12 protein-coding genes are annotated in these 12,628 nt (G+C 64.6%); 9 read left to right on the plus strand and 3 right to left on the minus strand.

The window, feature by feature from the left end; translation table 11 throughout:
* Positions 1 to 96: 96 nt before the first annotated feature.
* From ACFW0B_RS08235 to pcaC, 8 genes are all read left to right on the plus strand, one after another.
* On the plus strand, positions 97 to 1,146 hold the full coding sequence (locus tag ACFW0B_RS08235; protein ID WP_449147443.1) for an NAD(P)H-dependent flavin oxidoreductase: 1,050 nt from the start codon (positions 97 to 99) through the stop codon (positions 1,144 to 1,146).
* Positions 1,147 to 1,346: 200 nt separating this feature from the next.
* Positions 1,347 to 1,847 carry a VOC family protein gene (locus ACFW0B_RS08240; RefSeq protein ID WP_449147444.1) on the plus strand — a complete coding sequence of 167 codons (501 nt, stop codon included), beginning with the start codon at positions 1,347 to 1,349 and terminating at the stop codon, positions 1,845 to 1,847.
* A gap of 167 nt (positions 1,848 to 2,014) precedes the next feature.
* Positions 2,015 to 2,863, plus strand: coding sequence for a CoA transferase subunit A (locus ACFW0B_RS08245; RefSeq protein ID WP_449147445.1), 849 nt, complete (start codon positions 2,015 to 2,017; stop codon positions 2,861 to 2,863).
* The gene (locus ACFW0B_RS08250; protein WP_449147446.1) at positions 2,863 to 3,660 is read left to right on the plus strand and encodes a CoA-transferase subunit beta; all 798 of its coding nucleotides are present in this window, start codon (positions 2,863 to 2,865) and stop codon (positions 3,658 to 3,660) included. Before ACFW0B_RS08245 ends, ACFW0B_RS08250 begins: the two co-directional genes overlap by 1 nt.
* Positions 3,657 to 4,862 carry a 3-oxoadipyl-CoA thiolase gene (gene pcaF / locus ACFW0B_RS08255; protein WP_449147447.1) on the plus strand — a complete coding sequence of 402 codons (1,206 nt, stop codon included), beginning with the start codon at positions 3,657 to 3,659 and terminating at the stop codon, positions 4,860 to 4,862. The genes ACFW0B_RS08250 and pcaF overlap by 4 nt, the downstream gene beginning before the upstream one ends.
* A gap of 129 nt (positions 4,863 to 4,991) precedes the next feature.
* Entirely contained in the window at positions 4,992 to 6,353 is a 1,362-nt protein-coding gene (locus ACFW0B_RS08260; RefSeq protein WP_449147448.1) for a 3-carboxy-cis,cis-muconate cycloisomerase, read from the plus strand.
* A gap of 9 nt (positions 6,354 to 6,362) precedes the next feature.
* Positions 6,363 to 7,151 (plus strand): 3-oxoadipate enol-lactonase, encoded by a 789-nt coding sequence (gene pcaD, locus ACFW0B_RS08265; RefSeq protein ID WP_449147449.1) that lies wholly within the window; start codon positions 6,363 to 6,365, stop codon positions 7,149 to 7,151.
* 82 nt (positions 7,152 to 7,233) lie between these two features.
* Positions 7,234 to 7,629, plus strand: a complete 396-nt coding sequence (gene pcaC, locus ACFW0B_RS08270; protein WP_449147450.1) for a 4-carboxymuconolactone decarboxylase — start codon at positions 7,234 to 7,236, stop codon at positions 7,627 to 7,629.
* A 93-nt stretch (positions 7,630 to 7,722) separates the two neighbouring features.
* Here the strand turns inward: pcaC and ACFW0B_RS08275 are convergent, their stop codons facing one another.
* Entirely contained in the window at positions 7,723 to 9,165 is a 1,443-nt protein-coding gene (locus tag ACFW0B_RS08275; RefSeq protein ID WP_449147451.1) for a SulP family inorganic anion transporter, read from the minus strand.
* A gap of 455 nt (positions 9,166 to 9,620) precedes the next feature.
* Here ACFW0B_RS08275 and ACFW0B_RS08280 point away from each other — a divergent pair, with 455 nt between their 5' ends.
* Positions 9,621 to 10,859: a sensor histidine kinase gene (locus ACFW0B_RS08280; RefSeq protein ID WP_449147452.1), complete on the plus strand. Its 1,239-nt coding sequence runs from the start codon at positions 9,621 to 9,623 to the stop codon at positions 10,857 to 10,859.
* A gap of 128 nt (positions 10,860 to 10,987) precedes the next feature.
* Here the strand turns inward: ACFW0B_RS08280 and ACFW0B_RS08285 are convergent, their stop codons facing one another.
* Positions 10,988 to 11,227 (minus strand): transmembrane sensor/regulator PpyR, encoded by a 240-nt coding sequence (locus tag ACFW0B_RS08285; protein ID WP_449147453.1) that lies wholly within the window; start codon positions 11,225 to 11,227, stop codon positions 10,988 to 10,990.
* Between the two features lie 72 nt (positions 11,228 to 11,299).
* Positions 11,300 to 12,502 (minus strand): NAD(P)/FAD-dependent oxidoreductase, encoded by a 1,203-nt coding sequence (locus ACFW0B_RS08290; RefSeq protein ID WP_449147454.1) that lies wholly within the window; start codon positions 12,500 to 12,502, stop codon positions 11,300 to 11,302.
* Between the last annotated feature and the right edge of the window lie 126 nt (positions 12,503 to 12,628).

Raw genomic sequence — 12,628 nt, forward strand, 5'->3', positions numbered from 1 at the left:
TGGGCGAATACAGCCAGGCCGTTCACCTGAACATCGGCAGGGCCTTCATTTGAGATAGATTGGCCAGGAATTCACGCACTGCGGAGTTGCTGCGCCATGTCCATCACCCGATTGCTCGACATCGAACACCCCATCATCCAGGCGCCCATGGTGGGTGTTTCCACCCCGGCCCTCGCGGCTGCCGTGTCCAATGCCGGCGCCCTGGGCTCCATCGGCATCGGTGCCTGCACGCCGGCCCAGGCCCGAGCCATGCTGGCCGAGACCCGGGCACTGACCCGCCGCCCGTTCAACGTCAACCTGTTCTGCCACCGCCCGGCCGTGGCTGACGCCCAGCGCGAAGCCGCCTGGCTGGAACACTTGCGGCCGCTGTTCGCCGAGTTCGGCGCCGAGCCGCCGGCCGGCATCCGCGAGATCTACAAGAGCTTCCTCGCCGACCCGGAAATGCTGCAGATGCTGCTGGACGAACGTCCGGCCGTGGTCAGCTTCCATTTCGGCCTGCCTCCCCGCGACTGGATCGATGCGCTCAAGGCGGCCGGTATCCGCCTGCTGGCCAGCGCCACCAGCCTGGAAGAGGCTCGTCGGGTGGAAGCAGCAGGCGTCGATGCCATTGTTGCCCAGGGCATCGAGGCCGGCGGCCATCGTGGCGTGTTCGAGCCCGAGAAGGGCGACGCCGGCATCGGCACCCTGGCTCTGGTGAGGCTGATCGCCTGCAACTGCCGTCTGCCGGTGATCGCTGCCGGCGGCATCATGGACGGGCAGGGCATTCGTGCCGCGCTGGCGCTGGGTGCCCAGGGCGCGCAACTGGGTACCGCCTTCGTGCCGTGCCCGGAATCCGCCGCCAACGCCGCCTACCGCGCCGCGCTGAAAGGCGAACGCGCCCATCAGACGCGCATCACCGCCGCCATTTCCGGCCGCGCCGCCCGTGGCATGGTCAACCGCCTCTGGACCGATCTCGACACCGCCGATGCCCCGGCCCTGCCGGACTACCCGAATACCTACGATGCCGCCAAGGCCCTGCACGCCGCCGCCAGCGCCAGGGGCTGCAACGACTTCGCCGTGCAATGGGCCGGGCAGGGCGCACCCCTGGCGCGGGAGATGCCCGCAGCGGAACTGGTGAAGGTGCTGGTGGAGGAAATGCAGGGCTGAGCCTTCGGCTTGCTTTCCTGTGGGGGCGAATTCATTCGCGAAGGACAGCGCAGCTGCCCCCTGAAACCCCTTGGGGCGAACCTGCGGTCCGCATCGCGATTGAAATCGCCCCACGGAGACCGCCGGTTGTCGATCCGTCGGGTCACCAATCGATAAGGGGATGAGTGTCTATCGTCATACCACCCATCAGGAGGTGCACCATGAGCAAGCGGATTCACACCATCGTCCCGTGCCTCTGGTTCGACGACCAGGCGGAGGCCGCCGCCAACTTCTACGTCGGCATCTTTCCCAACTCAAGGATCACGGCCATGAGTCGCTACGGCGAGGCGGGCAGGGAGGTCCACGGCCGGGAGCCGGGGTCGGTCCTCACCGTGGATTTCGAACTGGACGGCCAGCGCTTCACCGCCCTCAATGGTGGGCCGGCGTTCCGCTTCAACGAGGCGGTGTCCTTCCAGATCCACTGCGACGACCAGGAAGAGCTGGACTACTACTGGGAGCGCCTTTCCGCCGGTGGCGATCCGAATGCCCAGCAGTGCGGCTGGCTCAAGGATCGCTACGGCCTGTCCTGGCAGGTGGTGCCCATCGCCATGCTGGAAATGCTCGAGGATTCGCTGTCGGAGGGTTCCCAGCGCGCCTTCGCCGCCATGATGCAGATGAAGAAGCTGGACCTCGCGGCATTGAAGAAAGCCTACGACGGTTGAGGCCTCCTTCAAGGCGTAATTGCGGCGCGGAACAGATTCGATAGCAAGATACACATCTGTTCGATAACCGCACGAATAGTCGATTATCGGATTGTCCAGGGTGGGGCCGGGGAGTACTTTTTCCTCACCCGGCGCCCAAACGCCCTGGACAACACACGAGATCGACCATGGCTGAAATCCTTTCCCTCCGCGAAGCCGTCGAACGCTTCATCAACGATGGCGACACCGTAGCCCTCGAAGGCTTCACCCATCTGATTCCCACTGCCGCGTCCCACGAGATCATCCGTCAGGGCAAGAAAGACCTGCACCTGGTGCGGATGACTCCCGACCTGGTCTACGACCTGCTGATCGGCGCCGGCTGCGCCCGCAAGCTGACCTTCTCCTGGGGTGGCAACCCCGGCGTGGGCTCGCTGCACCGCCTGCGCGACGCCGTGGAAAAACAGTGGCCGAATGCCCTGGAAATCGACGAGCACAGCCATGCCGACCTGGCCAACTCCTATGTGGCCGGTGCCTCGGGCCTGCCGTTCGCCGTACTGCGCGCCTACGCCGGTTCCGACCTGCCGAAGGTCAACCCGAACATCAAATTCATCCAGTGCCCGTTCACCGGTGAACAACTGGCTGCCGTGCCCTCGGTTCGCCCGGACGTCACCGTGATCCACGCACAGAAGGCCGACCGCAAGGGCAACGTGCTGCTCTGGGGCATCCTCGGCGTGCAGAAGGAAGCGGCCCTGGCGGCCAAGCGCTGCATCGTCACCGTCGAAGAAATCGTCGACGACCTGAACGCGCCGATGAACGCCTGCGTCCTGCCCACCTGGGCCCTGACCGCCGTTTGCCACGTCCCCGGCGGCGCTCATCCGTCCTACGCCCACGGCTACTACGAGCGCGACAACCGCTTCTACCAGGCCTGGGACCCGATTGCCCGCAACCGCGAAACCTTCACTGCCTGGATCGATGAGTACATCCGCGGCACCAAGGATTTCAGCGAGTTCCAAGCCAAGATTGCGGAGGCCAAGTGATGAGCGCTCAATCGACCCTCGACTACAGCACCAACGAAATGATGACCGTGGCGGCTGCCCGCCGCCTGAAGAACGGCGCCGTCTGCTTCGTCGGCATCGGCCTGCCGTCCAAGGCCGCCAACCTGGCGCGCCTGACCTCCTCGCCGGACGTGGTGCTGATCTATGAATCCGGCCCCATCGGCGCCAAGCCGAGCGTGCTGCCGCTGTCCATCGGTGACGGCGAACTGGCCGAAACCGCCGATACCGTTGTGCCCACCGGCGAAATCTTCCGCTACTGGCTGCAGGGCGGCCGCATCGACGTCGGCTTCCTCGGTGCTGCCCAGGTGGACCGCTTCGGCAACATCAACACCACCGTCATCGGCGACTACAACAGCCCGAAAGTGCGTCTGCCCGGCGCGGGCGGTGCCCCGGAGATCGCCGGTTCCGCCAAGGAAGTGCTGATCATCCTCAAGCAGTCCCATCGCACCTTCGTCGACAAGCTGGCCTTCATCACCTCCGTTGGCCACGGCGAAGGCGGTGACCATCGCAAGCAGCTCGGCCTGCCCGGCAAAGGCCCGGTGGCACTGATCACCGACCTCTGCATCATGGAACCGGAAGCCGGCACCAACGAATTCATCGTCACCTCGCTGCACCCGGGCGTGACCCGCGAGCAGGTGATCGAGAACACCGGCTGGGCCATCCGCTTCGCGCCGAACGTGGCCGAGACCCTGGCTCCCAACGAGACCGAGCTGACCGCGCTGCGTGCCCTGGAAGCCCGCACCGCCGCCGCCCACGGCCAGCAAGGGGGTGAGGAATGAGCCGCGAGGTCTACATCTGCGACGCCATTCGTACGCCCATCGGTCGCTTCGGCGGTTCCCTGGCACCGGTACGCGCCGACGACCTGGCCGCCATCCCGCTCAAGGCCCTGGTGGAGCGCAATCCCCAGGTCAACTGGGACCAGCTGGATGAAGTGTTCCTCGGCTGCGCCAACCAGGCCGGCGAAGACAACCGCAACGTCGCCCGCATGGCGCTGCTGCTGGCCGGTCTGCCCGAGAGCATTCCCGGCGTGACTCTGAATCGTCTGTGCGCCTCGGGCATGGACGCGGTGGGCACAGCCTTCCGCGCCATCGCCGCGGGCGAGATGGAGCTGGCGATTGCCGGCGGCGTGGAATCCATGTCCCGCGCACCCTATGTGATGGGCAAGGCCGACAGCGCGTTCGGCCGCACCCAGAAGATCGAAGACACCACCATCGGCTGGCGCTTCATCAACCCCCTGATGAAGGCCCAGTACGGCGTCGACGCGATGCCGCAGACCGCCGACAACGTGGCCGACGATTACCAGGTTTCCCGCGCGGACCAGGACCTCTTCGCCCTGCGCAGCCAGCAGCGTGCCGGCCGCGCCCAGGCCGAAGGTTTCTTCGCGGAGGAAATTGTCCCGGTGGTGATCAAGGGCAAGAAAGGCGAGACCGTGGTCGACCGGGACGAGCACCTGCGTCCGGACACCACCCTCGAAGCCCTGGCCAAACTGAAGCCGGTCAACGGTGAAGGCAAGACCGTCACCGCCGGCAACGCCTCGGGCGTGAACGACGGTGCCGTGGCCCTGATCCTGGCGTCCGCCGACGCAGTGAAGAAACACGGCCTGACCCCGCGCGCGAAAGTGCTCGGCATGGCCAGCGCCGGCGTTGCGCCGCGGGTGATGGGCATCGGCCCGGTGCCGGCGGTGCGCAAGCTGATGGAACGCCTGAACCTGTCCATCGGTGATTTCGACGTCATCGAACTGAACGAAGCCTTCGCCGCACAGGGCCTGGCCGTGATGCGCGAACTCGGCATCGCCGACGACAGCGACAAGGTCAACCCCAACGGTGGTGCCATCGCCCTCGGCCACCCGCTGGGCGCCAGCGGCGCGCGCCTGGTCCAGACTGCGCTGCACCAGCTGGAGAAATCCGGCGGCAAGTTCGGCCTGGCGACCATGTGCGTGGGCGTGGGCCAAGGCCTGGCCCTGGCCATCGAGCGCGTCTGACGCCTCCCGATGCGCACGGCACACCCGACGTAGGGTGCGCCGTGCGCACCGATTGCACTGCGCAAAAGCTGGCCCCACGCGGCCGGCTGCTATAAAACGAAACACCATCCCGAATTCCGGAGCACTGGCTTGAACAGCCCGAGCAACCAACTCTTCGATGCCTACTTCACGGCGCCTGCCATGCGTGCGGTGTTCTCCGACCGTGGGCGGGTGCAGGGCATGCTGGACTTCGAAGCGGCACTGGCCCGCGCCGAAGCCAGCGTGGGACTGATCCCCGTCGACGCCGTCGCCCCCATCGAGGCGGCCTGCAACGCCGAACTCTACGACTTCGCCGCCCTGGCCCAGGCCATCACCAGTGCTGGCAATTCCGCCATTCCCCTGGTGAAGGCCCTCGGCAAGCGGGTCGCCGCACAGAGCACGGACGCCGAACGCTACGTGCACCTGGGCGCCACCAGCCAGGACGCCATGGACAGCGGCCTGGTGCTGCAGCTGCGCGCCGCCAGCGAACTGCTGGAACAGGACCTGGCCGGCCTGGCCGAAGCCCTGGCGGTCCAGGCCGAGCGTTTTGCCGATACACCGCTGGCGGGCCGCACCTGGCTGCAACAGGCTACGCCCGTCACCCTGGGCATGAAGCTCGCCGGCGTGCTGGGCGCGGTCACCCGTCATCGCCAGCGCCTGGCCGAACTCAAGCCGCGCCTGTTCTGCCTGCAGTTCGGCGGAGCGTCCGGCAGCCTGGCCGCCCTGGGCGAAAGGGCCTGGCCGGTGGCCGAGTCGCTGGCCCGTGAACTGGCGCTGAACCTGCCCGACCAGCCCTGGCATACCCAGCGCGACCGCCTGGTGGAATTCGCCAGCCTGCTCGGCCTGATCGCCGGCAGCCTGGGCAAGCTGGGGCGGGACCTGAGCCTGTTGATGCAGACCGAAGCGGGCGAAGTATTCGAGCCCTCCGCGCCGGGCAAGGGGGGCTCGTCCACCATGCCGCACAAGCGCAATCCGGTGAGTGCCGCCGTGATGATCGGCGCCGCCACCCGCGCGCCGGGCCTGGTTTCCACCATGTTCGCCGCCATGCCCCAGGAACACGAGCGCAGCCTCGGCCTGTGGCACGCCGAATGGGAAACCCTGCCGGAGCTGTGCTGCCTGGTTTCCGGTGCCCTGCAGCAGGCGCTGCTGGTAGTGCCCGGCCTGGAAGTCGACGCCGCGCGCATGCGCCGCAACCTCGACCTGACCCAGGGGCTGGTGCTGGCCGAGGCGGTGAGCATCGCGCTCGCCCAGCGCATCGGCCGCGACGCTGCCCATCACCTGGTGGAGCAGTGCTGCCGCCAGGCGGTGAAGGAGGGCGCCCACCTGCGCGCCGTGCTCGGCGACAATGCCGAGGTCAGCGCACAACTTTCCGCCGCCGAGCTGGACCGCCTGCTCGATCCGGCCCATTACCTTGGCCAGGCCCGCCGCTGGGTGGAGCGGGCCCTTGCCGAACACAAGCATTTCTCGCGCTAGGAGTTTTCCATGCCTGCCGTACGACTCGCCGATGGCGACCTGAACTACCTCCTCGAAGGCCCGGCCGGTAAGCCGGTCCTGGTGCTGTCCAACTCCCTGGGCACCGACCTGCACATGTGGGATGCGCAGATCCCGGCGTTCACCCAGCACTTCCAGGTGCTGCGCTACGACACCCGTGGCCACGGCAAGTCCCTGGTCAGCGAAGGCCCCTACAGCATCGAGCAACTGGGCGCTGACGTGTTGGCCCTGCTGGATGCCCTGGACATCGAGAAGGCGTATTTCTGCGGCCTGTCCATGGGCGGCCTGATCGGCCAGTGGCTGGCCATCAACGCTCCGGCGCGCATCGAGCGCCTGGTGCTGTGCAACACCGCTGCGAAGATCGGCTCCCCCGAAGTCTGGAACCCGCGCATCGACACCGTACTGTCCGGCGGCGCCCAGGCCATGCGCGACCTGCGCGATGCCTCCATCTCCCGCTGGTTCACCCCGGAGTTCGCCGAGGCCGAACCGGCCAAGGTCGAACCCATCGTCGGCATGCTGGCGCAGACCTCGCCCGAGGGTTACGCCGCCAACTGCGCCGCCGTGCGTGACGCCGATTACCGCGAGCAGCTTGGCCGCATCGGCGTCCCGACCCTGATCGTCTGCGGCAGCGGTGATGCAGTGACCACCACCGAACACGGCCGCTTCATGCAGGAGCGCATCGCCGGTGCCGAACTGGTGGAGTTCCACGCCGCGCACCTGTCCAACGTGCAGGCCGGAGATGCCTTCAGCCAGCGCGTGCTGGCATTCCTCACTGCCTGACTATTGATGTAGGAGCGAGCTTGCTCGCGAAGCGGTTCGCGAGCAGAGCTCGCTCCTACGATCTCCATCCGAGGACACATCGATGGACGAGAAAGAACGCTACGAAGCCGGCATGAAGGTTCGCCGCGCGGTGCTGGGCGACGCCCATGTGGACCGCAGCCTGCAGAACCTCACGCCGTTCAATGAAGAATTCCAGGAAATGATCACCCGCCACGCCTGGGGTGATATCTGGACCCGCCCGGGCCTGCCGCGCCACACCCGCAGCCTGGTCACCATCGCCATGCTCATTGGCATGAACCGCGAGGGCGAGCTGAAGCTGCACCTGCGCGCCGCCAAGAACAACGGCGTGACGCGCGACGAGATCAAGGAAGTGATCATGCAGAGCGCGATCTACTGCGGCATCCCCGCGGCCAACGCCACCTTCCACCTGGCCGAAGCCGTGTGGGACGAACTTGGGGTGGAATCCCTGCAAGACTGATCCGCCGCAAGATCCCAACGCCGCGCGGACCACGCATCCGCGCGGCGTTTTTCTTTTTGGGGTGTGGGGGCGAATTCATTCGCGAAAAAGGGGTCAGTGCTGTTCGCCGGCCCGCTTGAGCAGCTTCTTGCAGCGCTCGGACAGGTGCACCACGCGCAGGTGCTTGCCGGCCTTGGCGTAGCGTTCGCGCAGGGTTTTCAGCGCGGCGATGGCCGAGTAGTCGACGAAGCTCAGGTGCTGGCAGTCCAGGGTCACCTGGGCGGGGTCGCCGGCCGGGTCGAACTGGTTGAGGAAGGGCGTGCTGGAGGCGAAGAACAGCGTGCCATGGACGCGGTACAGCTTGCTGCCGTCCGCCTCGTGGTGGCTGTCGGCGTAGAGCTCGCGGGCGTGGTGCCAGGCGAAGTTCAGCGCGGCGATGATGATGCCGCAGAGCACGGCGGTGGCCAGGTCAGTGAAGACGGTGATGATGGTCACGGCGACTATCACCAGCACGTCGTTCAGCGGCACCTTGCCGGCCACCCGCAGCGAGCCCCAGGCGAAGGTCTGCTGGGCCACCACGAACATCACACCCACCAGCGCCGCCAGCGGAATGCGTTCGATCAGCGGCGAGAGAAACAGAATGAACAGCAGGATCATCACCCCGGCCACCACCCCGGAAAGCCGGCCCCGGCCGCCGGAGCTGAGGTTGATCACCGTCTGGCCGATCATGGCGCAACCGCCCATCCCGCCGAAGGCACCGGACACCATGTTGGCCGCGCCCAGGGCCACGCATTCGCGATCCGGGAAGCCACGGCTTTCGGTGATCTCGTCGGTGAGGTTCAGGGTCAGCAGGGTTTCCAGCAGGCCCACCAGCGCCATCAGCACCGCGTAGGGCGCGATGATCTTCAGGGTTTCCAGGTTCCAGGGAATCTCCGGCAGCGCCAGGCTAGGCAGGCCGCCGGCGATATGCGCCATATCGCCCAGGGTGCGGGTGGGCAGGCCGAGCAGGTAGACCAGCAGGCCGACACCGAGGATCGCCACCAGCGCCGGCGGCACCGCGCGGGTCAGGCGCGGCAGGATGTAGACGATGGCCATGGTCAGCGCCACCAGCGCCAGCATCAGGTACAGCGGCGTGCCGGCCAGCCAGTCTTCACCGCTCTTGAAATGCTCCAGCTGGGCCAGCGCGATGATGATGGCCAGACCGTTCACGAAGCCGAGCATCACCGGGTAGGGAACCATCCGCACCAGCTTGCCAAGGCGCAGCAGTCCGAACGCGATCATGACCAGGCCGCCGAGCAGCACGGTGGCGAGCAGGTACTGCACGCCGTGCTCCACCACCAGGGCGACGATCACCACCGCCATCGAACCCGCCGCGCCGGAGACCATTCCCGGCCGGCCGCCGAACAGGGCCGTCAGGGTGCAGATGATGAAGGCGCCGTACAGGCCCAGCAGCGGATTGAGATGGGCGACCAGGGCGAAGGCGATGCATTCGGGAACGAGTGCGAAGGACGTGGTGAGTCCGGCCAGGATATCGGCGCGCAGGCGGGCTGGTTTCATGGTGTACCTGAACTGGGCCAGCGGAACTGGCCAGGGGAATGGCGATAAAAAGGGGGGCGGATTTTACGGAATTGCAGAGGATCCGGCCAGCCGACCACCTGCTGAATCACCCACCGAGTCGCGTTCCAGCCAGCAGGCGGAAGTCGCCGTCCGCGGCGCGGGACCTGCCCTTGGACTGAAAAACAAGGACAACTCAACCCCGGCACAAGGACTTCTCCTTCGCGCGCATGCACGCTATGGCCTTTTGATCGATTTCACGAGTTGCTCGAATTGTGTCGTGAAATCCAGGTTTCAGTCCGATTTTCGTATGTCGACTTGATACTTTGGGACAGTGCAGTGCGTGCCTGGTGTCGTGATATTTGTAGGTTTTAACTGCTGGAGGAAGCGATTGATCAGGCTTGTCGGTGTGTTGCTTCGGATCAGGGAAGATTCATGTAGTTGTTGTGGTAATTCGTATGCTTATTGATTCATCGTTTTTTGTTGTCGCCAGACGCTATCTGCCCGAAGTGCAGGCTTCGGATTACGCATTCTGCTTAGTCTTGCTGTCTGCAACCGCACTGCTTTGGCTGGTTAAAAGAAAGTCCGGCGAAAGCTTGCGACGAAGTCGGGATCTGTTGCTGGCCTCGCAAAGGGTCAGTAACTCGAGCAGTGTGATATTTCATGTCGATGAAAAGCGGGAGATTTCCTGGCGGAGCGAGCTTTCCTGGATATTTGAATACCCAGGCAGGCAACTGGGCTCGATTCACAAGGTCTTGAACCGGATACATCCTGATGATCGCCATCGGGTCGAGTCGTTTTTTGAAAGGATTCGCGGTCTTGAGCGGGCCGTTGAGTCGGAACATCGTCTGGTCATGCCGGATGGCCGTATAAAGTTTGTTCGAATTACCGTTCTGAGATCGCATGTAAACAAGAACAAGACCGTCTATGTCGGGGCGATGTTGGACATAACCGCTGCGAAGCGGGCGGAGGAGGCGCTACTAGACTCTCAGGCGCAGTTGGCGCATGTGAGCCGGGTCATCACCCTGGGTGAGCTGGCTGCCTCGATCGCCCATGAAGTGAATCAGCCGCTGGCAGCCATCATGGCCAGCGGAGAGAGCGGCTTGCGCTGGCTGGATCGGCCGGAACCGAACCTCGATGAACTGCGCAAGGCCTTCGAGAGAGTCGTTGATAGTGCGGGAAGAGCTGCCGAGTTCGTCTCCAGTGTTCGATCTCTGGCGCGGAAGATGAATCCGCAGCGAACGATCGTTTCTTTCGACACTATCGTCAGCGATGCGGTTGCACTCGTAACGCGCGAGATGATCAGCAGGCGTATCCGCTTCCAGCTTGAGAAGAATGAACAGCCGGTGAATGTCTTTTGCGACAACGTGCAGCTGCAGCAGGTGATCATCAATCTGGTGGTCAATGCCTGCCAGGCCATGGACAGCGTCGACGATCGGCCCAGGGTGCTCGTATTGCGTACCTGGACGCAAGGCGATCAGGTCACCCTGGAAGTTTCAGACTCCGGGATCGGTATCGAAGAGGCGGCCATGCCCTCGCTGTTCAATCCTTTTTTCACCACCAAGGCCGAAGGGTTGGGGATCGGACTTTCCATCTGCCGTTCAATCGTGGACTGGCACGGGGGGAAAATCTGGGCATCGAGCAAGGTGGGGCAGGGTTCCTCGTTCTTCGTTGCACTGCCGATTGCCAGGCAATGACCGGGCGCCTCGATGAGCGTCGGGTTTCCTGGGCCGAATGAAAGGCCCGCCAGCATCCGTTCTGGCGGGCCTGCAGGGCTGCAGCGGAGTATCCGCTCTGCTCCGTGTCGCGACGCTCGATGGCCGGGTTACGCGGACGATGCGCCAAGGCGCCTAAGCGCGTGCAATCGCAATACGTAGCCAAGCTTGATCGCGGTTGGCCCCAGAAGCGTCAGGAGGTGGGCCATCAACAGGTTCGCTATCGAGAGCCGGGACTCTTCAACGCCATAGGCCACAACGCTCCCGATCACCAGCATGATCACACCGCCGAGCATCGTCAGGGTGGACAGTGTCAGTGCGCGTCGTGCGTCCTTGAGTAAAGCGAACATTCCAGACTCCCTCTGAAGACTTGCGGATGTGATCGCGCGGCGGATGGCCGCGTATCAGCGGGCTTTCTGCACTCAGGCCACCGGAATCATCGGGTCGGCAGCGGCGAGGGCAGTTGTGCGATCGGCAGCCGGCGGGTAGATCCAGACCGTATTGATCTGGGTCTTCAGCTCCTTGGCTTCCTGCTTTTCCAGCTTGAGTTGGCGGTCCCAGCCTTCGGTGAACACCGCGCCCCAGGCGCCGAGGTCGAGGCAGGTCACGTACTTGGGTTGCCGATAGGGAATCGGGTCGACGCCGATCAGCTCGGCGGCGACGTTGTTCCCGGCATGGCGGCCCAACGCGATGGCGTGCTGGCAGGACATGGCAGCGAAGTTTCCCAGGTCATCGGTGGCGGCGTAGGCAACATCGCCGGCGGCGAAAATGCTGTCCTGGTCGAGCACCTTCAGGTTGTGGTCGACATGCAGGCGGCCCAGGGCGTCGCGTTTGCCGGACAGTTGTTCGGTCAGGGCACTGGCGCGGAAGCCGACGGTCCAGATCACGGTGCTGGCTTCGATGCGAGATCCGTCTGCGAGGGTTACCCCCTCTGCATCGACCGAGGTCACTGTGGCGTTCAGCACCCACTCGATGCCCAGGTGGTCCGATGCTTCCGTGATGGCGGGGCGGATTCCGTCGCCCATGGCGGCTGCGATTCGGGGGCCCCGGTCGACGATGATCACGCGGATTTCACTGTCGTCGCCCAGTGCTGCACGCAGGCGCGCAGGCATTTCGGTAGCGGTTTCAATGCCGGTAAATCCACCGCCGGCCACCACCACGGTATTGCGCGCCGTGCGGTGGGGCTGGTCCTTGAGTGACTTGAGGTGATTCTCGAGGCGTACCGCCTCCTCGATCTGGTCCACGTCGAATGCGTGCTGCTGCATGCCATCCAGGTTCGGACGCACGACTTGGCTGCCTGTCGCCAGCACTAGCCGGTCGTAATACACCTCGCGCTCTTTGCCGGCGTCGTCGATGTAGCCAACCGTCTTTTGCCGTTCGTTGATCCGCTTGGCCGTGCCCTTGATGAAGCGCACACCTATCGAGTCGAGCAGGTTGCCCAATGGCGCGAACATCTTATGCACGTCGGCTTCGTAGAAGCGCGGACGAATTCGAAGTTCGGGCTGGGGAGCAAGCAGGCTGATCTGCACATCGTTTCGATCATGCCTGTCCAGCAGACGGGCAGCGCTCAGGGCGCTCCAGACGCCACCGAATCCTGCACCAATAATCAGAATATGCTGTTTCATTGGGTACTCCTGAAGAATGCAAGGAAGTTATCAATCTGTCGTGCGTGACAATTGATTTATCCAGCGATGCCGTTTGTTCGCTGAGTCTTCATGCTATTGATGCGCCTTCCAGGAAACACCCCATTC

It is taken from the genome of Metapseudomonas phytobenefica (assembly GCF_043392685.1).
Lineage (GTDB): Bacteria > Pseudomonadota > Gammaproteobacteria > Pseudomonadales > Pseudomonadaceae > Metapseudomonas.

What these genes read in the sequence shown, in the direction of transcription:
- pcaC (WP_449147450.1), top strand. Translation starts at nt 7,234, where the DNA reads ATGGACGAGAAAGAACGCTACGAAGCCGGCATGAAGGTTCGCCGCGCG.
- ACFW0B_RS08235 (WP_449147443.1), top strand. Translation starts at nt 97, where the DNA reads ATGTCCATCACCCGATTGCTCGACATCGAACACCCCATCATCCAGGCG.
- ACFW0B_RS08240 (WP_449147444.1), top strand. Translation starts at nt 1,347, where the DNA reads ATGAGCAAGCGGATTCACACCATCGTCCCGTGCCTCTGGTTCGACGAC.
- ACFW0B_RS08275 (WP_449147451.1), bottom strand. Translation starts at nt 9,165, where the DNA reads ATGAAACCAGCCCGCCTGCGCGCCGATATCCTGGCCGGACTCACCACG.
- ACFW0B_RS08280 (WP_449147452.1), top strand. Translation starts at nt 9,621, where the DNA reads ATGCTTATTGATTCATCGTTTTTTGTTGTCGCCAGACGCTATCTGCCC.
- ACFW0B_RS08290 (WP_449147454.1), bottom strand. Translation starts at nt 12,502, where the DNA reads ATGAAACAGCATATTCTGATTATTGGTGCAGGATTCGGTGGCGTCTGG.
- pcaF (WP_449147447.1), top strand. Translation starts at nt 3,657, where the DNA reads ATGAGCCGCGAGGTCTACATCTGCGACGCCATTCGTACGCCCATCGGT.
- pcaD (WP_449147449.1), top strand. Translation starts at nt 6,363, where the DNA reads ATGCCTGCCGTACGACTCGCCGATGGCGACCTGAACTACCTCCTCGAA.
- ACFW0B_RS08245 (WP_449147445.1), top strand. Translation starts at nt 2,015, where the DNA reads ATGGCTGAAATCCTTTCCCTCCGCGAAGCCGTCGAACGCTTCATCAAC.
- ACFW0B_RS08285 (WP_449147453.1), bottom strand. Translation starts at nt 11,227, where the DNA reads ATGTTCGCTTTACTCAAGGACGCACGACGCGCACTGACACTGTCCACC.
- ACFW0B_RS08250 (WP_449147446.1), top strand. Translation starts at nt 2,863, where the DNA reads ATGAGCGCTCAATCGACCCTCGACTACAGCACCAACGAAATGATGACC.